The sequence below is a fragment of the Chryseobacterium lineare genome (assembly GCF_977014045.1).
In genome coordinates, this window is the sequence record NZ_CDRNIQ010000001.1 from 3,725,687 (window position 1) to 3,749,138 (window position 23,452).

The following is a 23,452-nucleotide window of genomic DNA, read 5'->3' on the forward strand; positions in this document are numbered from 1 at the left end:
AAAAAATATTTCAGATTTTAAAAATAGGAAAAAGAAGAGTAAAGAACCTAAATTTTAGGAAATTTTAACAACAAAAAATGCCTGAAAAACTTCTTTTCAAGCATGATTCGTATATGATAATAAAAAGATTATCTCTTAGCGCGTGATGCACTTACAGTTAAACTCTTTCTGCCTTTAGCTCTTCTCGCAGCCAAAACTCTTCTTCCATTTGGCGTAGACATTCTTTCTCTGAAACCGTGTTTGTTTCTTCTTTTTCTTTCTGATGGCTGGAATGTTCTTTTACTCATTACTATATGTTTAAATCGTAATTATCTATTAATTTTCAGGTTGCAAAGATATGCAATTTTTTAAAAGCTACAAACTTTAGTGCTTTTTTTTTGATTTTTTTACGTGCTTTTTGATGGATAACAGTAAAGCCTGATCGCATCAGAGTTTATCCGGATACAAAAATAATACTTAATGATTTATTTAAAAGCTCTATCTTTGGAAACTTAATTTTAAAGAAAAAAATAAACATCTCATGTTTACATCAGCGGAACTTTTAGAAATCAATACATTACTGTCTCCAGAAAACAAAATCGTAATACTTACCCATTACAATCCCGATGGAGATGCTATTGGTTCCAGCTTAGGTTTAAAGCATTATTTAAAAGCCAAAGGTATTTTCGCTGAAGTCATCGTGCCGAACGATTTTCCCAAGTTCCTTAAGTGGATGCCGGAAGCAAAAAAAGTTTTGATTGCTGAATATAAAAGAAAAGTTGCTTTTGATCTGATCAACGAAGCAGATGTTATTTTTTGTCTTGATTTCAATGCGCCTTCAAGAATAGGTTTATTGGGCGACTGGCTTACGAAAGCTACTGCTAAAAAAATTCTTATTGACCATCACCAGCAACCGGAGGAATTCGATTTTGTATATTCAGAAACGGTTATTCCTGCAACATGCCAGATGGTTTATCATTTCATTGAAGCGCTTGGAGATGAAAAGCTTGTTGATAAAGACGTTGCAGAATGTCTTTACACGGGAATTATGACGGATACAGGAGGTTTCCGTTTCCGGTCTACGAGTGCTACAACGCATAGAATCATTGCTAATCTTATCGAGCAGGGAGCGGATCCTGCTATGATCACTTCGAATACCTGGGACACCAATACGGTTTCACGTCTTCACTTGTTAGCTTTGATTCTGGGAAGGATAGAAGTGGTGAAGGACGGTAAAGTTGCTGTGCTTTATCTGACAAGGGAAGAGCTGAAGAAATATGGCTTTCAGAAAGGTGATACGGAAGGTTTTGTAAACTACGGACTAAGTATTCTGGGAGTGAAGATGGCAGCTTTCTTTATGGAAGATTTATATGAAAATTTCATTAAAATTTCTTTCAGAAGCAAAGATGGTATGGATGTAAATCAATTTTCAAGAAAATATTTCAATGGAGGAGGTCACATCAATGCAGCAGGAGGAAAATCCGATGAATCCCTTCACGAAACGATCGAAACTTTTAAAAATAGAATAGAAGCTGAGGAAAGTTTGTAATTAATAAAATACTCTCAAATTCGCGAATATCCCTTTTCCTCAAGCTCTTTGCAGGTGTATTCATAAACTTCCTGAAACATGATGTCTAGAAATTTTTTGTTGAATAAACTAAACTTTGTCATTTTGGGCGGATCTAAGAAAATATCACAGGATTTTGCTTTAGAATAAACTGATTTTGCAATAGCAAGGTGAAGGATTCGGTCAAATTCTTTCATTAAGCTCATTTTCTCAAGACTGTCATAGCTGATGGAATTGACGTGAGAAGCAATTAAAAAATCACATTTGTCAATAATTGGCTCAATCGGAAGATTGTCTAAAACGCCGCCATCCACATATATTTTTTCGCCGATTTTCACAGGGGGCAAAACAAAAGGAACGCTCGATGAAGCGAGCAACGGACCAAAAAGTTCTCCTTCCGAAAAGAAATCTACAATGCCGTGCGTCATTTCGGTTGCGGCAACATACACCGGAATTTTTAAGACTTTAAAATCATCTTCCGGAAAGTGATCCATGAATAATTTCAAGATAAATTTTGAACTGAAAATTCCGTTTTTGGAAAGCTTTAAATAAGATCTTGAAAAAAAAGTGGTCTGTCTTACGATTTCCATCATTTCTTCCGGCGATTTTCCTAGAGAATAAAAAGCGCCTACGATAGATCCAGCGCTCGTTCCTGAAATGATATCGGGTTTAAGGTTATATTCTTCCAAAGCTTTCAGGACTGCTATATGTGCAATTCCGCGCATTCCTCCACCAGAAAGTGTCAAGCCGATGACCGGTTTCTTTTTTTTTAACAAGAAATCCAGCATATCAGAAAACTAAATGTTTCGGTAAATTATGAAGAAGCTCCATATTGATGATCTCTGCGCAGATAGACGGTTTTTCCCAATGTCCGTTGTGTCCGCAGTCGAGAATATACGATTTGATGTTTGTGCGATCCGGAAGATGCTTAATCATTGTTTCAGTTTTTACAGCATTGTCGTGCTTACCGGCCAAAACTAAAATTTTGACATCAAGATTTTCAAGAACGTGTTTTTTATCAGTTCTTTCTACCATGCCTTTTACCGAGGCAAGTGCGCCCATATTGTTGGTAGATAATGCTACTTCAAGGGCAGTTTCTATCTTGCCTTCCAGGATATCTCTTTCATTCGGATTAAAAAGATTCGGAATTCCGGCTCTGACATAATGCGGAAAAGCATCTTTAATGATTCTGTAGCTTTTAATGCGCTGTTCTTTTTTTTCTGTATCATCTGCAAGGTAAGATGAGAAAAATAATGTCAAACTTTTCAGGTATTCCGGATATTTTTCTGCAAAACCTAAAGAAATATAACCGCCCATTGAATGTCCCAGAAGATGAACTTTTTGAAGGTTCTGATGGTCGAGTACCTTTTTTACTTCTTCTGCCATTAATTCCATCGTCTGAACTTCAGCAATAATATCTGATTGTCCGTGACCGGGAAGATCGATTTTTAATAATGAAAAATTTTCAGAAAGATGAGGTTCCATGTCGCTCCAGATGGAAAGGTTTTCCATAAAGCCGTGCAGCAGAACCAGCGTTTCTTTTCCGTTTCCTTTGATTTGGTAATTCAACATAATTTCAATGATTAAAAATGGATGTCAATATAATCAACAAATCCCGAACCATTTACCATATCCTGAAGCCTGTATGTTTTTCCGCCGTCTTTAGACATGAAGGTTTTTGGCTTATTCCGTACATAAGGTTTGCCATTATCATTTTCAGAAATACTTTGCGTTAATGTTCCTGAAAAATTCACATGCTTATCCGAAACAACATTTGCGGTACCGTCAATAGTAACATAGTCTTTTCCGGATCTTATTTCTCCCGAAACTTTATAACGGTCTCTTTCTCCTTCAACTTTTGTGAAATTGATAGAGCCTTTATTGTTAATTAAATTATGAGTAAATATATGTTTTCCGCTAAAATCTCTGAAACGGTTTTGAGACTTTATGCTGTCATTAATTTTTGTTCTTGCGGCATTAATGGAATCTACAATTTTTGTGCTGTCTGTTTTGGTGGAAGTAGGAGCTACCTCTTTTTTAGAACATGAAATAAATAATGCTGTAATAGCTATTGCGGCTAGAAAGTTTTTCATTGAATAAAATTATACTCAAAAGTAAATAAAAAAGAGCATTCTGAAAATGCCCTTTAATGTTTATTTGGTTAATTCATCATAAACTTTCTTTTCCCACGGTTTGATGTCGGTAACTCCGTAACGTTCTTTTTTGGAAATTGCGATGTTGTCTAATATATCTACGAAATTCTTGTAGTTGGCATCATCTGTGGGTTCAATAATGATAGTGAAATTTTCTTTTTCAGGAGCTTTGTTATAAGCTTCGGAAATAATTTTAGTAATATTAATTCCGCTGAAATCGGTTTCTTTTAAATTACTTTTATTTAAATCTTCCTTGCTCTTTTGATGGTAAAATACCCGGTTGTCTTTACCTAAAATAAATGTTACCTGATTATTAACATCAATTAGAGGCGTAGGTTTTGGAATTGGGTTCGGATCTTTCGCCGGCAATCCCAAATCCATTACATTAGGTCTTGTGAAATTTGTGGTAAACATAAAGAATGTGATCAATAGAAATCCTAAATCCACCATTGGAGTCATGTCAACGCGGATCATTTTTTTTCTTTGTTTGCTTCCTCCTTGCTTCTCTTGTGCAATTACTTCAGCCATAATTAATAGTTTTTAAATGTTAAACAATTTTTAAATAAGAGTATTAATTTTGTAATTATTATTAAAATTCAATACAAATTATATACCTATTGATGAATTTATATGATGAATTTGTATTGTTTGAATAATATTTGAGATATTTCTCTGTGGGTCAGTAGAATAAAAAAACCTTTCCAGATTTCTGAAAAGGTTTTTAGTTATATGGGATATGTGTTTATTTATTCTTTTTGTAATAATTCACTCCACATTCGAGGAATTTTTTGAAATCTTCTTTAGGCATATATCCTGAAACCGGCGTGTTAATGACTTTTCCGTCGGGAGTTATTAATACATAATGTGGCTGAGAATTATTATTAAAATTCACCTGCTGGAATAAGCTCCACCTGTCGCCGATGGTTTTTACTTTTTTTACCTGTCCGTCGCCCAGATCGATTTTTGTTTTCTGATCTTCAGGGAGTTCTTCTTTGTCGTCTACATAAAGAGAGGCTAAAACAACATCATTCTGAAGAATAGGCAGGATATCGTTTTCGCTCCATACAAATTCTTCCATTTTTCGACAATTTTCACAGCCGTACCCTGTGAAGTCAATTAAGATCGGTTTGTCTTCTTTTTTAGCGAGTTCCACTGCTTTAAAGAAATCATGTTCGGGATGCATTCCTAGAATTCCGTCTTTTTCATCGTGGAAATAGCTGACGTTCAGCGGAGGTAAAATTCCGCTTAGCAACTGCAGTTTCGGACGCTCTGAAGGAATTAAACCCTGAACAAGATAAATTACAAATCCAAATCCTAAAGCTCCAAGAATTTTTCGGGTAATAGAAATTTTAGGCTTTTTATCATCGTGCGGGAATCTGATTAATCCAAATAGATATAATGCTAAACCGAGTGCAACAAGGATCCAGATGACAATGAAAAGTTCTCTTTTCAATAAGAATGTTTTGGAAACCAAGTCTGCCTTTGATAAAAATTTTAATGCTAAAGCCAATTCTACGAAACCTAAAACAACTTTTACGGTATTCATCCAGCCTCCTGATTTAGGAAGACTTTGTAATGCCTGCGGGAATAAAGCCAACAATCCGAAGATGATCGCCCATGCCAGTCCGAAACCTGCCAGAGCAAATGTCAGCAGCATAGGAACATTCGCAGAACCAGTTACGGCGCTTCCTAATAAACTTCCTAAAATAGGACCTGTACAGGAAAATGAAACAATTACCAACGTCAAAGCCATGAAGAAAATTCCTATAATTCCGCCGGCCTCTTCTGCTTTTGATGATTTGTTTGCAATAGAGCTCGGTAAAGTAATGTCATAATATCCGAAGAAACTTCCCGCAAAGAAAATGAATATGATGAAGAATGCGATATTCAGCCATACGCTCGTAGATATTTCGTTGAAAATATTACCCGCAATTCCGTCAATAATATGAAAAGGAACACTTAGCAAAACAAAAATCAGCAGGATAAAAAATCCGTAGATAAAAGCATCTCTTTTTCCTTTCGCCTTATTCATGCTACCTTTTGTAAAGAAGGAAACAGTTAACGGAATCATAGGGAAAACGCATGGTGTGAGTAATGCAATCAGCCCGCCGATAAACCCTAGGAACAGATAAGTCCAGTAATTTTCAGCTACTTTTGTTGTGGCAGTCCCACAATCAGTAAGGGGTTTCTGAAAGTCAATTGATTCTATTTTCAGCTGTTTGGGATCCAGTTTTGATGTTTCTGTAACCGTAACAGTTCCCTTTGCCGGATTTTCTACTACCGTTTCTACTTTTGCAGAGTCTTTTGCCGGCTCAATTGTAGTAGTTGCAGTTTCTTCTGGTATGCCTTTGGGTGTTACCTGTTTGTTGAATTCTAACGTATTTGGCGCGAGACAAACTCTGTCATCGCAAGTCTGGTAGGTTATTTCTGCAACGACATCTCCAGGTTTTGCAGTGTCTTTTAACTTGAATTTTTGCTTAAAGCCCGCAGAATTTGAATAAAAAATAATTTTTCCTCCAAAAGCTTCAGAAAATTCTTCATGCTTTTTACCAACTTCAGTGAATTTGCCGATCAGTTCAATATTCTTCCCCGAAACTTTATAATCAGTCGGAATTCCTGTGTCTTCCGGAATGTCTTTGGAATAAATGTGCCATCCACTTTCCATGGTCGCATTCAGTACGGCTTCGTATTGATTATCTCCTAACTCGTTGATTGTAAATTTAAATTTTACAGGATTTTTGATTTGTGCATTAATTCCTGTTGCTAAAAACAGCAGAACTAATAAAAACCAGTTTCTAAATTTCATTTTTACTTCTTATTAAAAATTTTGAGAACGTATCCGGACTTCTCATTTCCTGCATTTCTCCGGTCTTGTCTGTAAGGAATCACTCCGAGTACGGAATTTTTACTATCGGTAAGAAGCCAGATTTTTTGCCTTGCTAAAATAGATATTTTTTCGTCCCTAAAAAACTTAGAAACTTTCTTTTTTCCTGAAAATCCTATGGGATAAAACTCGTCTCCTTCTTTTTGCCTTCTCAGCCGCAACGGGAATCTTAGTTTTTCGGCGTCAAACTCCCATTCGAATTCATTATTGATTCCCTCAATTCCTCTTATATTTTCGAGATTAAGCGTGATTTGGTTTTTAGAAAAGTCAAATTTTTCAATTAAAAGAATCTCTTCGGGATCGTTCGTTTCAGATTTTCCAGCTTCCGTCTTTATTTCCGTAAAAACCAATTCGTCATAATTTACCATCAACTGATATTCTTTGGAAAAAAATGAACTGCCGTTTTCAGCTTTAAAAATTTTCGGAATTTCCTCTTCCTGATTAAAGCCGTATTTTTTCAATATTTCAAATTTCACGAAATCACTTTCCAAACCAAGCTGCTCTTTTGATAAAATTTTGTGGTAAGGGTTAAATATGGTAAGGCGGTTTTCAATTTCCTGAATCTGTTGCTGTACAAAATCTTTTGTCTGGTTTAAGTATAACGAACTTTTTTTGAAGTTTCCAAGAAAATGGTCATTCGTCTCTAATAATTTAGGAACGATCTCATGGCGTATTTTATTCCTTAAATAATCATTTTTTTGATTGGAAAGATCTTCGCGGTATTCAATATGATTTTCCTTCGCAAAAGTATAAATCTCTTCTTTTGTATAAGATAATAGCGGGCGTAGAATGTTGTTTTCGTTAGCTGGAATTCCACTTAAACCGTTTATTCCGGCTGCTTTTGAAAGATTGATGATAAAAGTTTCCAGCTGGTCGTTCAGATGATGAGCGGTAACTAAAAAATCCAGATTTTCCTTTTCCTGAATTTGGCTAAAAAAATGATACCTCAATTCCCTTGCCCACAGCTGGATGGAATTTTCAGGTTTTTTGTCCTTACCGGAAACTTCATATAAATGAAATTTAATATTGTTTTTTTTACAAAAATCCTGTACAACTTTCTGATCCAGATCAGAGTCTTTTCCACGCAGTTTATAATTAATGTGGGCTACCTGAAATTGTAATCTCAAATCATTAAAACAATGCGCTAAAACCATAGAATCTACACCACCACTTACCGCCAGAAGGTAAGTCTTCATCGCGGAATACCGAACGAGGTTCTCTAATTGATTTTTGAAGTCGGAGGCTTTCAACATGTATGCTGAGAATTTCTTTGTGCAAAGATAATCGATATAATTAAAATGAATTTTGCTACCTTTGGTCGTCTAAAAATGATTATTTATGAAAATTTTTAAAATCTTAGCAGTATCTGCAATGGTGTTGGGAATGACATCTTGTATCAGCAAAAAACAGTATGATGCACTGAGTTCAAATTACAAGCAATGTATTGAAAACGTGGGTGAAAGACAGAGGGAAATTCAGGATCTGAAATCTCAGAACTCTGCTTTGGCAAGCGAAAATGGCTTATTAAAAAGTCAGCATGATGCTTTGAAATCTTCATTGGATGCATGTCTTTCCAATACAGGGAAAAGCTCTGCCAATATTGATAAACTGGTAGGTGAGATCAACTCTTCAAACTCTTACATCAAGCAATTGATTTCAAATAATGCTAAAAATGACAGCTTGAATTTAGCTTTGTCAAACAAGCTTAAAAGATCTTTGGATAACGTAGCAGACAGCGATGTTCAGGTGAAAGTTTTGAAAGGCGTGGTAATGATCTCGCTTTCAGACAAAATGTTATACAAAACCGGAGATTATAATGTTTTACCTGCGGCACAGGAAGTTTTGGGAAAGGTTGCTAAAGTAATCAATGACTACGACAAATATTCTGTATTGATCGAAGGTAATACGGATAATGCTCCTTTAAATTCTCCAAACCTGCCTAAAGACAACTGGGATCTTTCTGCCCTGAGAGGTACTGCAGTTGCTAAGGTTTTACAGAGTCAATTCGGAGTTGATCCCGCAAGAATTACTGCCGGAGGACGTTCTGAATACAATCCTAAAGCAACCAATATGAGTGTTTCCGGAAGAGCTGAAAACAGAAGAACGGAAATCATCATCATGCCTAAACTTGATGAATTCATGAAATTAATGGACATTGCGCCTAAGAAATAATTACAACAACATTCAATCAATAAAAAATCCCGAATCTAATTCGGGATTTTTTTTCAATCAAATTAATTCTTCTTTTTTCAATAATGAAATAATTCGCTGCAAAAATGAATTGGATGTTTCCGGTTTAGTTTTTTTTACAGAATCGGTCTTACTCTTTGGCAATTCTTTTCTGATGCTCTCTTGGTTAATTTGTTTTGCTCCTGCATCCATTTTAGTTAGTGTTTTTACCCTGATCCAAATGTACAGCTAATTCAAAAGGTACAACATCCGTGTTTTCACGGTAATTTTCCGGGGATATTTACGATGCCGAATGTTTAAAGATTCTTTATGCTTTTTGTTTATATTTAAGTAAATTTGAATCAACAAAATTTGTAGAATGAGCTTTTTTGAAGAAAAGAATCCCGAAATGGACCGATACCTGGAAACGCACGCTTCCTCGGAGCCTGAAATCCTGAAAAAATTAAGAAGGGAAACTTACCAGAAAACAACGCAGCCTCATATGATTTCCGGCTACCAGCAAGGAAGATTATTAACGATCATCTCAAAAATGTTACAGCCAAAAAATATCCTTGAAATCGGAACTTTTACAGGATATGCAACGCTTTGTCTGGCTTCCGGTCTGGGTGAAAACGGTAAAATTACTACTCTTGATGTCAATGAAGATCTCGCATATCTTCCAAGAAAATATTTTTCGGAAAGCGGATTTTCTTCTCAGATTGATTTCAAACTTCAGGACGCTAAAGAATTTTTAAAAGAAACCGACGAATTCTTTGATCTTATCTTTATTGATGCTGACAAAGAGTATTACGCAGAATATTTCAGGCTGATTAAGCCGCGTACAAAATCCGGATCTGTTGTTATGTTTGATAATGTACTCTGGTACGGTAAAGTGCTGGAAGAGAATCCAAAGCAAAAGTCTACACAGATTATTAAGGAATTAAATGATTTGATCGCAAATGACGATGATTTTGAAAATCTTATTTTACCTTTGCGGGACGGAGTTAATTTTCTGAGAAGAAAATAAAATTAAAAGATTTAAAAATTAAATTCTTAAAGGATTAAGCAGTCTCTAATTTTTTAATCTTTAAATCATTCAATCTTTTAATGAAAACAAATGAATAAAGGAATTTGTATTGTTACGGTAGCACCCGTTCGTGCAGAAAGTTCTGACAAAGCGGAAATTGTCACGGAAATACTGTTTGGTGAAAGCGCTGATATTCTTGAAGTGAATAAAAACTGGACCAGAATAAAAATGCACTACGACGGCTATGAAGGATGGATGGATACAAAACAGCTGAAACCTGTGACAGATGAAGAACTGGCTAATCGTAAAGTAACGGTGGTGACTGAAGATTTTTCTTCCGTTCTGATGCATGACGGAAAAACTTTACTTTCCATGGGCTCCGAAGTTGAGTTTCCTGTGGTGGCGTCGAGAAGAAGTCATGATGTGCGGGAAAGTATCGCTTTAACAGCCAAAGAATTTCTGAATGTTCCCTATTTATGGGGCGGCAAAAGCTTTTTTGCAGTAGACTGTTCCGGATTTACCCAGCTTGTGTACAAAGTTCACAATATAAAATTACCACGGGATACTTCGCAGCAGGTTGAGGTAGGAGAATCATTAACATTTGTCGAAGAAAGTCAACCCGGTGATCTTGCCTTTTTCGAAAATCCTGAAGGGAAAATCATTCATGTCGGGATTATGCTGGACAACCAGAAAATCATTCACGCTTCCGGGAAAGTACGAATCGATACGCTGGATTCTACCGGAATTTTTAACAAAGAAATCAATAAGCATACTCATAAACTGAGAGTTATAAAAAGTATTATTTAAATTAAAATGATTTGAAATGGAAAATATCTTTCTACTGATTTTTGATTTTTTTAATTTTGGATTGCTGGTGTTTTTATGGTGGTTTACTGTAAAATATTATAAGACTTTACCCGACACAATTCCTGTTCATTTTGATTTTGAGGGCAAAGCAGATAGCTTCGGAAGTAAGAAATATGCATTTTTAATGCCTGTCATTTTATCGGCTTTATATTTTTTATTTGCATTTATTGTCAGAAGTCCAGAATCTGCCAATTTTCCGGTACAAATTACCGAAGAAAATGAACACGCTCAATTTCTTATTATGGAAACTTTTTTAAGATGGCTGTTTATTTTAATCTCATTGATTTTTTTGAATAGCCAGGATTATATGTTCAGATATTCCTTTGATGAAAGTGCGAAGCCAAAAGTTGCGCTGTCGACATCGCTATTTTCTATCATTGGAAGTTTAGTTGTTTTATTCATTTTTGTGGGTATTTTTAAATGATATAATTAAATACATCTTCAGTTAAATGGCTTTTTTCTACAATATATTTATCAATCTGCTGATCTTCGGGATGAAGGTTTTTTCTTTATTTAATGATAAAGCAAAAATGGGAATTCAGGGAAGAAAAGAATCTTTACAAAAAATAAAATCCGGATTTTCAAAATCTGATAAAGTAATCTGGATGCACGCAGCAAGTCTTGGTGAATATGAACAGGGATTACCGGTTCTGGAACAGTTAAAGGGAAGATTATCAGACCATAAAATCCTTATAACCTTCTTTTCGCCATCAGGATATGAAAACGTGATCAGAAAAAAAAATATTGCGGATGTCATCTGCTATCTTCCTTTCGACAAAAAATCTCATGTAAAAGAATTTGTGTCTGAAATTAATGTTGATCTATTTTTTACGGTAAAATATGATTACTGGTATAATCTTTTGGAAGTTCTGAAACAAAAAGGAACAAAAACATATGTGATTTCTGCACTTTTTTATGAAGCACAGTCATTCTTTACCTCATACGGCAAATGGTTTGTAGCGGAATTGCAGAAAAATATCGATTGGTTTTTTCATCAGACGGATATGTCGTATGCGCTGGCAAAAAGCGTAGGTCTTACAAAATCTTCCGTTACCGGAGATACAAGGTTTGACCGTGTAAAACAGCTTCAGAATCAGGATAATCATATTGAATTTATCACAGATTTTATTGGTCGTGATAAAGCGGTAGTTTTTGGAAGTTCCTGGCAGGCAGAAGAAAAAATTGCTGAAGAAATTTTTCAGGTAAGTCCTTACGCAAAACTGATTCTCGCTCCGCATGATCTAAAAAGAGTTCAGCATTTAAAACAGATTTTTCCGGATGCCATTTTATACAGTAAAATTAAAGAGTCGATGCCGGATTTCCGGTCAAGGGTTTTAATTATAGACAGTATCGGCTTGCTTTCGAAATTATATTCTTATACAGATATTGCTGTTGTAGGGGGTGGATTTCACGATGCCGGGCTACATAATATTCTGGAGGCAGCTACTTTTGGTGTTCCCGTAATTTTTGGAAATCATTACCGTAAAAATCCCGAAGCCGATGAGCTGATCTCCGCCGATGGAGGGAAATCTTTTGAAAACACCGGTTTGGCCGCAGATTTTGTAATGTTTCTTATTAATAACGAAGAAACGCTTCGCGTGATGTCAGCAAATGCAAAGAAATTTGTCGCTGAAAAACCCAACTCAACAGCTTTGATTATCAACAAAATCTTATCTTAAAAATCCCTGATTTTTTATTTCTTTAATAATAAGATCGAAGTTATCCGGAATTTTATCACTCGTAAGCCAGTTGAAATCTATTCCGTTATTGATGAAAAGTTTTGATAGATAATTGTTTTGGAGAATTTTTCCATGCAATTCGTCGAGATGTTCATCAATTTCCATCCAGTAATCTGCGTCCAGTTTTTTAGTCAGGAGCAAAGATTTTACAGTTTTATTGATGATATAAAGATAAAGTTTGTAAACATTATCAAATCTTAACCGGCTGAGGTCTTCATTATAGTCAAGAATTTTGTTAATAAGCAGAAGATTCAGCGAAACCTCTCCGAATTTATCGGTCGTGATTTTCACGTGTTCCGTGATTTCAGCGCTAATTTTTCTTATGATGCTCAGGAAATACTTTTGATTGCTGATGTACTTTGAGGCAAGTAAAACTTTTTCGGCGACGATTTCTTCCATAGCATCGCGTTTATTGTCAGTAGTCTCAGGATCAATGAGTTCGAAGTATAATTTTTTGGATAAAAGCTTATCTTTTTTTAATAATCTGAAAATCAGACGATCTTTTTCTACGGAAGAAAAATTACTGATAGCAGCCTTAAAATCTTTTGAATATTCCATTTTTTAAAATTAATTAAAAAATTTCGAATATTTTAAAAATCCGTTGACTGCCCAGTTTGCTGTATAATACAAAGATTTGATTGTAGAAAATCCCATGAAATCTTTATAGACTAAATATTGATCTTTAATGATATTCTTTTTCTTCCTCGAAACACTGTTTTCACGCATTCTGTATTTGGCGAGAGTTTGTTGCAGAGGATATCCTTTCGGGATTTCTTTTAAAAGATTCAGCCACATGACGTGGTCTTCACGTTTGCTTTTTACCGGGAAGAAAAATTTGCCGGTTCTTTTCGTATCATACATCGTGGAAACCGGAGCTAGTCTGCATGTTTTCAGTAAATTTGAAAAAGTAACGATGGTATCTGCTTCAAAATCTTTAAGAACGGGTTCCATGGTGTATTCGCTGCATCTTGAATAATTGCAATAAACAAGTTCTGCATTATTCTCCTTCATATAATTAATCATGGTTTCAAGATATTCAGGATGCCACAGATCATCGGAATCAAGAAAGGCAATGTATCGTCCTTTGGCTCTTTCGAGACTTTTATTTCGTGCGTTTCCGGCACCACCGTTCTGTTCCAGAACCTGAAGTTTTATTCTCGGATCCGTATATTTCTGTAGGATCTCAACGGTATTATCCTTGGAAAGATCATCTGTAATCAGCCATTCCCAGTTTTCGTAAGTCTGGTTAAATACAGAATGTATGGTTTCCTCAATGAATTCTGCGGAATTGTATGAAGGAGTAATAATGGAAACGAGTTCTTTCATTTGTGTGGATGTTATAAAAATTTTTTCTCATAAAAATGCCATGAACATATCCCTACCGAGACGACAATAATCATACATATAAAGGCCATTAAGTAAGGATTATAATCCCGGAAAAGCCCCAATGTGGTAAAAACCCGGATAATCGGGAAATGAAAAATATAAATCCCATAAGTGAAATCTCCGTACTTTCCGAAATTATTTAAAAACTTAAAAGAATAAGCAATATACAATACGATAATGCCAATCATAACGGGCGAGAATAATATGATATTGAAGATAAGATCTATCCAGACCGTGATTATTGCAATGATAAAAAGTGTGTTTTTGTTCTTAATAAATTGATCAAAATTAAAGTAAATCAGCATTCCCGGAATAAAATAAGATAAAGTCCCCGGAAGCTGTTTGGCTGCTGAAATCTTATCTGCTGATTCAAAATAATTAAGATAGGTAAGAGAAAGAAAATAAAGTATGACAAGACTGATGTTCCGGTATTTATTATTTTTTCCAAACAATAAAAAAAGCAATGGAAGACAGAAATAATAAGACATTTCTATTTTCAGGGTCCATAATGCGCCATTTACCGCCTGATTTCCAAAAACTCCCGGAAGCCAGGGTGCTTTAAAATTCAAAAATAGAGAATTCCAGAAAAGATATTTATAAACCTGCGGATTACTGAAATATTCTGTGAAAGAATAAGTGCTTACTAGGCTTAATAAGATTGCACAAAGAAATATAACCAACAAATAGGCGGGAACAATTCTTCTGATTCTTTTGCTTAAATAACTTTTCAGGCTGGACGATCTTTCATAGCTTCTTGCGATGAGAAAACCGCTTATCACAAAGAAGCCAAAAACTGCCATTTCTATGGGGCTGTATTTTAAGATTTTAAGCTCATCGGAGGCGCTTAAAGTTCCCAGATGACCTAAAAATACAATAAAGGCAAGGAGAACACGCAGGAAATCAAAATTATTTTTCGTTATGTCACACATTTGTATTTGTTTTGTACAAAAATAGTTTTTTCGAAGAATATATATGAATCTCAACCTTAATATTTTGCTAAAAACTACCATTATACTGCTCAAACAGCTTGATATTATTGAAAATATGCAAGTTTATAATAATTTCTTGCAAAAAATTATTAAATAATTCAAAAAAATTATAATTTTAGCCCTTGAAAAATTTGATACATGAAGAAATTAGCATTACTCTTTGCAGGTCTATCATTATTCGTAGCGACAGGATGTAATAACGACGACGATAATACAATAGAATATCCTATTGTAGGAACATGGCAACCCATAAAAAAAGTTGTTACCACTGTTGCGATAGGAGAAGATCCTGTTTCGGACGGGATTTCTTTTGACACCGACTGTCAGAAAACATCAAGATGGGTGTTTGTAGCAGGAGGTTCAGGAAAAAGAACGGATAACGGCGATGGGACGTCACCAGGAACATGCCAGCCGACTTTCGACAGAAACTTTACCTTTACGTATGACAAAGACAGTAAGGCTATTCAGATAAAATATCAGGGAATCGTTGAAGCAGACAAGGGAAGTGTTGTTACTCTTAATGACACAACTTTAAACATTAAAATTGAAGATACTTCAGACCCTACTGAATACCAATCTACAACTTATACTCTAAGAAGAATCCCTCAATAATAGAGAGCTTTTCCTCATTAAAAATTTAAGATCTCATCTCCGGATGGGATTTTTGTTTTGATATATTTAATTTAAAATTAAATTCTATTTCTATTAAAATCATTATTTTTGTGAATCTTGATTTTTTAGAGTTAAAAGAAATTTAATCTAAATATATCGAAGTCTAACATCTAATATCTAAATATAAAAAGTGTTTTACGATCATCAGCAGATAGAAAAAAAGTGGCAGAAATACTGGGAAGACAATCAAACTTATAAAACTTCCGACAGCACAGACAAACCTAAATTTTATGTTCTCGACATGTTTCCGTATCCATCAGGCGCCGGGCTTCACGTGGGGCATCCTCTGGGATATATTGCATCAGATATTTATGCAAGATACAAAAGACATCAGGGTTTCAATGTGCTTCATCCGGTAGGCTACGACAGCTTTGGGCTTCCTGCTGAGCAGTATGCGATCCAGACGGGTCAGCATCCTGCTGTTACCACAGAGCAGAATATTACAAGATATGAAGAGCAGCTTAGAAAAATAGGTTTCTCTTTCGACTGGAGCAGGGAAGTGAGAACTTCCGATCCCTCTTATTATAAATGGACCCAATGGATTTTCATTGAATTGTTCCATTCGTGGTATAATAAAGATACCGACAAGGCGGAATCTATTTCCACTTTGATCAGGCATTTTGAAACGAAAGGCACAAAAGATTTAAATGCCAATCAAAATGACGAATTACATTTCACAGCAGAAGAATGGAAAGAAGCTTCTGAAATTGATAAAGAAGATATTCTTCTAAACTACCGTTTGGCCTACAGAGCGGAAACTACCGTAAACTGGTGTCCTGCTTTGGGAACCGTATTGGCAAACGATGAGGTTAAGGACGGCAAATCCGAAAGAGGAGGTTTTCCTGTTTTCCAAAAGAAAATGATGCAGTGGAGCATGAGGATTTCCGCATATTCTGAAAGATTATTGCAAGGTTTAAAAACTCTTGACTGGCCGCAGCCATTGAAAGATTCCCAGGAATACTGGATCGGAAAATCTCAGGGAGCGCAGGTGAGTTTTGAAATCCTCACCCCAACCCTCTCCAAAGAAGAAGGAGCTGACAGCTTGGAAAATAAAAAACCGGGTTATTTGACAGGAGGTCAAAATTCTAAAGTTTTGTTACAGCATGCCAAGAATATGCGCCATGAAGCAACGGAGGGAGAAGATACGCTTTGGCAAATGCTTAGGAATAGAAAGCTCGAAAGTAAATTTAGAAGACAACATTTAATAAAAGACTACATTGTTGATTTTGTTAGTCTTGAAAATAAATTGGTGATTGAAGTAGATGGAGGTTATCATTCTGAAAAAGAACAGGTTGAATACGATAATTTAAGAACGCAATATCTTAACTCCTTTGGCTATGACGTTTTGCGATTCTCTAATGAAGAAGTTCTTAATAATAAAGAGAATGTTGTAGAAGAAATAAAGCGAAAATTAGAAGAAAATAAACAACAATTTTCAGAATCTGAAAAGTCCCTCTCCTCGGGAGAGGGATTTAGGGAGAGGATTGAAGTTTTCACCACAAGACCAGATACGATTTTCGGAGCAACTTTCATGGTATTGGCACCGGAGAATCCTTTGGTTGAAACAATTACGACGCCTGAGCAGAAAGCAGAAGTAGACAGTTATATCGAAGAAACTTCCAAAAAAACGGAAAGAGACCGTATGGCGGATGTGAAAAATGTTTCTGGAGCTTTCACGGGAAGTTATGCGATCAACCCGTTTAGTAACGAAAAAATGCCGGTCTACATTTCAGATTATGTGTTGATGGGCTATGGAACAGGTGCTGTTATGGCCGTTCCGGCTCATGATGAACGTGATCACAGATTTGCAAAGAAATTTAATTTAGAAATTAAAAAGGTTGTAGAAACCGGCGAAGATATCCAGGAGAAATCTTTTGATTCTAAAGATTCCGTTTGTGTAAACTCAGATTTTTTAAACGGTTTGAAATATGACGAAGCAAAAGCGCTGATTATTTCTGCGATCGAAAAAAGAGGAATCGGACACGGAACAACGAATTACAGACAGCGCGACGCGATTTTCTCCAGACAAAGATATTGGGGCGAACCTGTTCCTATATATTATAAGGATGGAATGCCATACACATTGCCGACTTCTGCATTACCATTGGAACTTCCTGAAGTTGAAAAATATTTACCTACAGAAGACGGAGATCCGCCATTAGGAAATGCCAAGACTTTTGCCTGGGATGAAGTAAATCAAAAAGTAGTTGATACCAATTTGATTGATGAAAAAACAATTTTCCCTTTAGAATTATCTACGATGCCGGGCTGGGCGGGAAGTTCATGGTATTTCTTACGATACATGGATCCGCATGACGAGAATGTTTTCGTTAAAAAAGATCTGGCAGATTATTGGGGACAAGTTGACCTTTATATAGGAGGAAGCGAACACGCAACCGGTCACTTATTATATTCCCGTTTCTGGAATATGTTTTTAAAGGACAGAGGATATATTAATCATAATGAGCCTTTCCAAAAGTTGATTAATCAGGGGATGATTTTGGGGATGAGTGCTTTTGTTAATTGGCAAAAAGTAGAATTTGAGTTTGATATTAATTATAAGAATATTGATGGAGAAATTATTTCAACAGAAAATATTAGTATTGATAAAATATTTGTAATTGAAACAGACTTAATTCACGACGAAGTTTCCTTTGATAAAGAATTGAGAAATTTTAATTCTGAAGTTACAGAGAAATTAATTTCTTCCCGAGAGAATAGTTCTTTTGATTTAGTTTGTACTAAGCAAATTAATGGTGATATAATGACAACTCACGTAGATATTTCTCTATTAAAAGGAACTACAAATGAGTTGGATATTGAAAAATTTAAGAATTGGAGAGGAATGTTTGATGATGCTTCTTTCGTTACTGAAGAAGAAGGAAAATACATTACCGATCGTGAAGTCGAAAAAATGTCCAAATCAAAATACAATGTCGTAAACCCAGACGATATCTGTGAAGAATACGGAGCAGATGGTTTGAGATTGTATGAAATGTTCCTTGGTCCATTGGAACAATCCAAGCCTTGGAACACTCAAGGACTGAGCGGAGTTTACGGTTTCCTTAAGAAATTCTGGAATTTATATTTCAATGGCGAAGTTTTTGAAGTGTCAGATGAAGAGCCGACAAAAGCAGAATATAAAGTATTACATACCTTAATAAAGAAGGTGGTTTATGATATTGAAAATTTCTCTTTCAATACGTCTGTATCATCATTTATGATTGCTGTAAATGAACTGCAAAAAATAAAATGCAAAAAACGCAATATTTTGGAACCATTGGCCGTTATCATTTCTCCTTATGCGCCACACATCTGTGAAGAGCTTTGGAGTCTGCTTGGTCATACAGCTTCTATTGAGTTTGAAAAATTCCCGGTTCTGAACGAAGATTATCTGGTAGAGGAAGAGATTGAATATCCTATCAGCATCAACGGAAAAACAAAACATAAGTTGGCATTATCGGCACAGCTTTCAGCAAAAGAAGTAGAAGATATGGTACTTCAGGACGAAAAAGTACAGCATTTTCTGGAAGGTGAAACACCGAAAAAAATCATTGTGGTGCCTCACAGAATAGTGAATATAGTAATTTAAATAAAAATTAACATTGGCAAATTAAAAAAAATGGGGGCTTATATTTTTTAACTTTTTAACGTAAACGTTAAAATTAGGGATTATTGCCAAAAAAAGAGAAAATAATTATAATATCGAAATCGTATTAAAATTTCGTTGTCAAAAAAAACAGAAATGTTTATTTGAGACTCTTGCATTTTAATTAATTTTGCCTTTAATTTACAAACTGTAAAATTTTTAAAACAATATAATTTAGTTAAATATGGAAATGAATGTTTCAAAAAATGATGAGCAAGTAGTTGCTAGAAAGGCAGGAGGTCTTAACCCGGCTTTAATTATTCCTATTCTTTTCGTAATAGGAGTTTGTATTTATTTATTCGTTCTTGGTAACCCAGGAAACTTCAAAGACGCAGAAAAACTAGGAGGTGGGTCTGTTGCTTTCTCAAGTGTTGAAGGAAAAGACATTCACCCAGAATCGTTTTTGGGAATTATCTACAAAGGAGGGGTAATCGTACCTATCTTGATCACTTTCATGATCACGGTAATCGTTTTCTCTTTCGAAAGATATTTCGTTCTTAGCAAAGCTGCAGGAAAAGGAAACTTAGACAACTTCGTTGTACAGGTGAGAAGTTTGCTAAACCAAAACAAAATTGATGAGGCTTTAGAAGAGTGCGACAGACAACAAGGTTCTGTTGGTAACGTAGTAAAAGAAGGCCTTACCACTTACAAAGCTTTATCTCACGACACTACGCTTAACAAAGAGCAGAAAATGGTAGCGCTTAACAAAGCAATCGAAGAAGCGACTACTCTTGAAATGCCAATGCTTGAGAAAAACATGATGATCCTTTCTACTTTAGGTACTGTTGCAACGTTAGTAGCACTTTTAGGTACGGTAATCGGGATGATCAAGGCGTTCTTCGCATTAGGTTCAGGAGGTGGTACTCCGGATGCAGCTGCACTATCTACAGGTATTTCTGAAGCATTGATTAATACGGCTTTAGGTATCGGTACTTCAGCTATCGCTATCATCCTTTATAACTTCTTTACTTCTAAAATTGATGGATTAACTTATAAGATCGACGAGATCGCAATGAGTATCCAACAGTCTTTCGCTGAATTCAACTAAGAATTTTTAGCAAAGAATTTGCAGTAAGTAAAAAGAAGTCTAATTAAAAATCATTAATAATAATGGCGAGAGTCAAACCAAAAAGACATGGAGTAATTACGGACATGACGGCAATGTGTGACGTTGCGTTCCTACTACTTACATTCTTTATCTTGACCACTCAGTTTAAAAAACCTGACGTGGAGCAGATCAAACCGCCATCTTCAATATCAGAGAAGTTACTTCCTGATGCAAGTTTGATGACTATCAATGCTACTCCGGACGGAAAATTCTATTTCCAGCCTGTAGAAAATGCATCAGAAAGATTACAGCTTTTGGATAATATGGGTAAAAAGTACGGAGTTACTTTTGACAATAAAGAAAAAGCTGCATTCCAAAAAGTACAGGCTATCGGCGTTCCTATGAACCAGCTGAAAAGCTATCTTGATTTGCCAGATGACGAGCAGAAGAATTTCAAGAGTCCTACAGGGATTCCTATGGATAGTACAAATAAGCAATTAGTAGACTGGGTGAAAGAAAGTCTTAACGTAAATCCTGAATACAAATTAGCGATTAAAGGAGACGTTACCACTGAATATCCGAAAGTTAAAAGCTTATTTGAAGGTTTAAGAGATATCGATTTTCTTAAATTTTGGTTGATTACATCACAAGAAGGTAAACCTAACGAATAATATCGATTAGAAATGGCAGAAGTACAAGTACAGGAAAAAGGCGCCAAAGGCGGCAAGGTACGTTCCAAGAAACAGAGTACCAGAGTCGATATGACTCCGATGGTGGACTTGGGTTTTCTATTGATTACCTTCTTTATGTTCACAACCACATTCTCTAAACCGAATGTAATGGATTTGGGTCTTCCGGCAAAACCGAAAGATGATACACAAAAACCACCTCCAACAGAAATTAAACTTTCTAACTCTATTTCTTTGTTATTAGGAAAAGACAATAAGATTTTCTGGCATCAACAGGATAATACATCCTTAACAGATCAGAATCTTAATGAAACTACTTTCGACAGAGAAGGAATCAGAAAAGTAATTGAGCAGGCAAAAGCAAATGCGGCTGATAAATCTAAGTTTACTGTAATTATCAAACCGACTGACGATGCTGTATATAAAAACTTTGTAGATATTCTTGATGAAATGGCCATCACTAAAAGCGAGCAGTACGGGGTTACTGATCTTAAGCCTTGGGAAAAAGCTATTTATGACAGAAAGGTTGGAAACTCTGGGGCTGCAGCAGCACCGGCTACAAAGTAAGTTAACCATAAAATTGTATATCTATGGCAAATGAAAATGTGTACGATCCGAATCTTACTTTAGATGAGATTGTATTTGAAAATAGAAACAAGGAATATGGTGCATACGATTTAAGACATCAGTACCCAAAACTTCTGACAAAATCTTTCATCGTTGGAACAGCATTATTCCTTATTGCGGCCCTGTCTCCTTTTATTTATCTTACTATTAAGAGATTAACCGAACCTCCTAAACAAGAAGTGAAGGCAGATTTGGTCGAAATTCTTCAGGAAGATAAAATTATCGAGCAACCGAAAGAAGAAGAACCACCACCACCTCCACCTCCAAAAGAGGAAGAGAAAATTGAAATTATTCAAAATGTGGTTCCTGAGCCAGTTAAAGCTCCGAAATTTGAAACTCCACCACCACCGATTTCTAAGCAGTTGGAAACAACTACAGGTCTTACCAATCAGGAAGGGGTAAAAGCTCCGGCTTATACGCCACCGCCACCGCCACCATCAACTGGTACAAGAACTTCTACAGCTGAAGTTAAGCCTCAGGTTAATGAAAACCAGGTGTACACTGAAGTAGAGCAGACAGCGGAATTCCCAGGAGGTATTAACGCTTTCAGAAATAAAGTATCAAGTAACTTTGACGGTTCTGCAATGAACGGAGATGAAGGTACTGTAAAAGCTGAAGTGACTTTCGTGGTTGAAAGAGATGGAAGTATCACTGATGTTAAGGCAAGTGGAGGAAATTCAGACTTCAATGCTGAGGCAATCAGAACGGTTAAGTCTATTAAAAATAAATGGACTCCTGCCAAAATCAACGGACAATCTGTACGTTACAGATTCAGATTACCTCTGACGATGAATTTTGAGTGATAATTTATCTTTAAATAATAATTAAAAAAGAGAAGCATATGCTTCTCTTTTTATTTTTTTTGGTATTTTTGTTATATGATGTTCAATTGGTTATCCCTTGTGACGGGATTGTTCTATATCGTTTTGGGAATTGTAGTGATTCTTTACAAATTCTTTTTCACAGTTCTGGAACCGGGAGTTGCTTACGCATTAGGAGCTTTGCTTATCCTGTACGGTATTTTCAGAATTTACAGAGCAATTTCAAAAATTAAAAATTCAGACAATGAAAAGTAGTATTAAAATCATAATGCTATTTTTTATTAGTATTATGGCTGTTAACTGTAAAAAGGAAGAGAAATCTCCATCTTATCACAAGGGAGAAATGACGATTCTTACCGATGAATCTTTTAAAAGTGTTACAGAAGCTTTGGCAGAAGGGTACATGATCAATTATCCAGATACCAAAATAAAAGTTGTCACTAAAAAAGAAGATCTTGGTTTTCTTGATCTTTTGCATGATAAGGCAAGAATTATTGTAATGTCCAGAGATTTATCACCTGAAGAAGTTAAAACTTATGAAGAACAGGTAGATCTTAAGTTTTTGCCGGCAAGATTTGCTGCCGATGCGGTAGTTTTTGTTGTTCCGAAAGATTCTCCAAAAGAAAGCATTTCAATGGAAGAAATAACTCAGGGGATGCAGTCGGACGATAAAAAATTTATTTTTGACGGAGCCAACTCAAGTAATCTGAATTTTGTTGCTCAAAAACTTAAAAAACAGCCTAAGGATTTACAATATTCTATTATTCCCGGTGATAAAAATATTATTGAAGAATTAAAAAAATATCCTGACAAAATTGGCGTTATAGGTCTTAATACTTTCAGTCGTCCTTACGATAAAGAATCTGAAAACTTAAGAAATATGGTGAAAATACTTCCCGTGGAAAACAAAGGCGTACAATATAATACAGATTTTGAATATCTGCGCAAAATGAATTATCCGTTCACCAGAGTTTTGTATTTTTTAACAAATGAAGGGAACTTTAATATTGCCAACGGCTTTATCAGATATTCCTGTACCCAGCTGGGACAGATGATTGTTCAGAAAGAAGGTTTGCAGCCCTATAATCTGTACAGAAGAGAAGTGCAGATGCGTTAAAATATATTAAATTAACACTTTACCCCAAAATAAATCATTATTTTGGTCTGAAAATTGTCTACAATATAA

At 35.5% G+C, this 23,452-nt stretch carries 25 protein-coding genes; 14 read left to right on the forward strand and 11 right to left on the reverse strand.

Features of this window, described 5'->3' with window-relative positions:
* Positions 1-128 precede the first annotated feature (128 nt).
* On the reverse strand, positions 129-287 hold the full coding sequence (gene rpmH / locus ACWNCI_RS16710) for a 50S ribosomal protein L34 (protein WP_007843334.1): 159 nt from the start codon (positions 285-287) through the stop codon (positions 129-131).
* Between the two features lie 233 nt (positions 288-520).
* On the opposite strand from rpmH, the gene ACWNCI_RS16715 reads away from it, so the two are divergent.
* Complete coding sequence (locus ACWNCI_RS16715) at positions 521-1,528, forward strand: DHH family phosphoesterase (RefSeq protein WP_449389157.1); 1,008 nt, start codon at positions 521-523, stop codon at positions 1,526-1,528.
* 14 nt (positions 1,529-1,542) lie between these two features.
* Here the strand turns inward: ACWNCI_RS16715 and ACWNCI_RS16720 are convergent, their stop codons facing one another.
* From ACWNCI_RS16720 to tilS, 6 genes are all read right to left on the reverse strand, one after another.
* Positions 1,543-2,334, reverse strand: a complete 792-nt coding sequence (locus tag ACWNCI_RS16720) for a patatin-like phospholipase family protein (RefSeq protein WP_449389158.1) — start codon at positions 2,332-2,334, stop codon at positions 1,543-1,545.
* Between the two features lies 1 nt (position 2,335).
* Positions 2,336-3,118: an alpha/beta fold hydrolase gene (locus ACWNCI_RS16725; protein ID WP_449389159.1), complete on the reverse strand. Its 783-nt coding sequence runs from the start codon at positions 3,116-3,118 to the stop codon at positions 2,336-2,338.
* An 11-nt stretch (positions 3,119-3,129) separates the two neighbouring features.
* Complete coding sequence (locus ACWNCI_RS16730) at positions 3,130-3,639, reverse strand: hypothetical protein (protein WP_449389160.1); 510 nt, start codon at positions 3,637-3,639, stop codon at positions 3,130-3,132.
* A gap of 60 nt (positions 3,640-3,699) precedes the next feature.
* Complete coding sequence (locus tag ACWNCI_RS16735; RefSeq protein ID WP_449389161.1) at positions 3,700-4,227, reverse strand: biopolymer transporter ExbD; 528 nt, start codon at positions 4,225-4,227, stop codon at positions 3,700-3,702.
* 214 nt (positions 4,228-4,441) lie between these two features.
* Positions 4,442-6,505, reverse strand: a complete 2,064-nt coding sequence (locus ACWNCI_RS16740; RefSeq protein ID WP_449389162.1) for a cytochrome c biogenesis protein CcdA — start codon at positions 6,503-6,505, stop codon at positions 4,442-4,444.
* A gap of 2 nt (positions 6,506-6,507) precedes the next feature.
* On the reverse strand, positions 6,508-7,836 hold the full coding sequence (tilS, locus tag ACWNCI_RS16745) for a tRNA lysidine(34) synthetase TilS (RefSeq protein ID WP_449389163.1): 1,329 nt from the start codon (positions 7,834-7,836) through the stop codon (positions 6,508-6,510).
* Positions 7,837-7,921: 85 nt separating this feature from the next.
* Here tilS and ACWNCI_RS16750 point away from each other — a divergent pair, with 85 nt between their 5' ends.
* Positions 7,922-8,755: an OmpA family protein gene (locus ACWNCI_RS16750; RefSeq protein ID WP_346983295.1), complete on the forward strand. Its 834-nt coding sequence runs from the start codon at positions 7,922-7,924 to the stop codon at positions 8,753-8,755.
* Positions 8,756-8,812: 57 nt separating this feature from the next.
* Here the strand turns inward: ACWNCI_RS16750 and ACWNCI_RS16755 are convergent, their stop codons facing one another.
* On the reverse strand, positions 8,813-8,965 hold the full coding sequence (locus ACWNCI_RS16755) for a hypothetical protein (RefSeq protein ID WP_449389164.1): 153 nt from the start codon (positions 8,963-8,965) through the stop codon (positions 8,813-8,815).
* A gap of 166 nt (positions 8,966-9,131) precedes the next feature.
* Between ACWNCI_RS16755 and ACWNCI_RS16760 the strand changes: the two genes are divergently transcribed.
* The 4 genes from ACWNCI_RS16760 (at position 9,132) to ACWNCI_RS16775 (ending at position 12,325) form a co-directional block, all read left to right on the forward strand.
* Positions 9,132-9,779 (forward strand): O-methyltransferase, encoded by a 648-nt coding sequence (locus ACWNCI_RS16760; RefSeq protein WP_449389165.1) that lies wholly within the window; start codon positions 9,132-9,134, stop codon positions 9,777-9,779.
* A 90-nt stretch (positions 9,780-9,869) separates the two neighbouring features.
* Positions 9,870-10,586 carry a C40 family peptidase gene (locus ACWNCI_RS16765; protein ID WP_449389166.1) on the forward strand — a complete coding sequence of 239 codons (717 nt, stop codon included), beginning with the start codon at positions 9,870-9,872 and terminating at the stop codon, positions 10,584-10,586.
* Between the two features lie 16 nt (positions 10,587-10,602).
* On the forward strand, positions 10,603-11,070 hold the full coding sequence (locus ACWNCI_RS16770) for a DUF1648 domain-containing protein (RefSeq protein ID WP_449389167.1): 468 nt from the start codon (positions 10,603-10,605) through the stop codon (positions 11,068-11,070).
* 25 nt (positions 11,071-11,095) lie between these two features.
* Entirely contained in the window at positions 11,096-12,325 is a 1,230-nt protein-coding gene (locus ACWNCI_RS16775) for a 3-deoxy-D-manno-octulosonic acid transferase (RefSeq protein ID WP_449389168.1), read from the forward strand.
* Here ACWNCI_RS16775 and ACWNCI_RS16780 read toward each other — a convergent pair.
* The 3 genes from ACWNCI_RS16780 to ACWNCI_RS16790 are packed head-to-tail and all read right to left on the reverse strand — an operon-like array spanning position 12,317 to position 14,700.
* Complete coding sequence (locus ACWNCI_RS16780; protein WP_449389169.1) at positions 12,317-12,943, reverse strand: deoxyuridine 5'-triphosphate nucleotidohydrolase; 627 nt, start codon at positions 12,941-12,943, stop codon at positions 12,317-12,319. The two genes, ACWNCI_RS16775 and ACWNCI_RS16780, sit on opposite strands and share 9 nt — an antisense overlap.
* 9 nt (positions 12,944-12,952) lie before the next feature.
* Complete coding sequence (locus ACWNCI_RS16785; RefSeq protein ID WP_449389170.1) at positions 12,953-13,711, reverse strand: glycosyltransferase family 2 protein; 759 nt, start codon at positions 13,709-13,711, stop codon at positions 12,953-12,955.
* A gap of 11 nt (positions 13,712-13,722) precedes the next feature.
* Positions 13,723-14,700 (reverse strand): acyltransferase family protein, encoded by a 978-nt coding sequence (locus tag ACWNCI_RS16790; RefSeq protein ID WP_449389171.1) that lies wholly within the window; start codon positions 14,698-14,700, stop codon positions 13,723-13,725.
* Between the two features lie 198 nt (positions 14,701-14,898).
* On the opposite strand from ACWNCI_RS16790, the gene ACWNCI_RS16795 reads away from it, so the two are divergent.
* From ACWNCI_RS16795 to ACWNCI_RS16830, 8 genes are all read left to right on the forward strand, one after another.
* On the forward strand, positions 14,899-15,372 hold the full coding sequence (locus ACWNCI_RS16795) for a lipocalin-like domain-containing protein (protein WP_346983290.1): 474 nt from the start codon (positions 14,899-14,901) through the stop codon (positions 15,370-15,372).
* Positions 15,373-15,562: 190 nt separating this feature from the next.
* Entirely contained in the window at positions 15,563-19,024 is a 3,462-nt protein-coding gene (locus ACWNCI_RS16800) for a leucine--tRNA ligase (RefSeq protein WP_449389172.1), read from the forward strand.
* 241 nt (positions 19,025-19,265) lie between these two features.
* Positions 19,266-20,129, forward strand: coding sequence for a MotA/TolQ/ExbB proton channel family protein (locus ACWNCI_RS16805; protein WP_346983288.1), 864 nt, complete (start codon positions 19,266-19,268; stop codon positions 20,127-20,129).
* A gap of 62 nt (positions 20,130-20,191) precedes the next feature.
* Complete coding sequence (locus tag ACWNCI_RS16810; RefSeq protein WP_042721643.1) at positions 20,192-20,800, forward strand: ExbD/TolR family protein; 609 nt, start codon at positions 20,192-20,194, stop codon at positions 20,798-20,800.
* A 12-nt stretch (positions 20,801-20,812) separates the two neighbouring features.
* Positions 20,813-21,385, forward strand: coding sequence for an ExbD/TolR family protein (locus tag ACWNCI_RS16815; protein WP_042721644.1), 573 nt, complete (start codon positions 20,813-20,815; stop codon positions 21,383-21,385).
* Between the two features lie 23 nt (positions 21,386-21,408).
* Positions 21,409-22,248 (forward strand): energy transducer TonB, encoded by an 840-nt coding sequence (locus ACWNCI_RS16820; protein ID WP_449389173.1) that lies wholly within the window; start codon positions 21,409-21,411, stop codon positions 22,246-22,248.
* 75 nt (positions 22,249-22,323) lie between these two features.
* Positions 22,324-22,521, forward strand: a complete 198-nt coding sequence (locus ACWNCI_RS16825; RefSeq protein WP_199897957.1) for a DUF308 domain-containing protein — start codon at positions 22,324-22,326, stop codon at positions 22,519-22,521.
* Positions 22,511-23,383 (forward strand): PstS family phosphate ABC transporter substrate-binding protein, encoded by an 873-nt coding sequence (locus ACWNCI_RS16830; RefSeq protein ID WP_449389174.1) that lies wholly within the window; start codon positions 22,511-22,513, stop codon positions 23,381-23,383. The genes ACWNCI_RS16825 and ACWNCI_RS16830 overlap by 11 nt, the downstream gene beginning before the upstream one ends.
* Positions 23,384-23,452 lie beyond the last annotated feature (69 nt).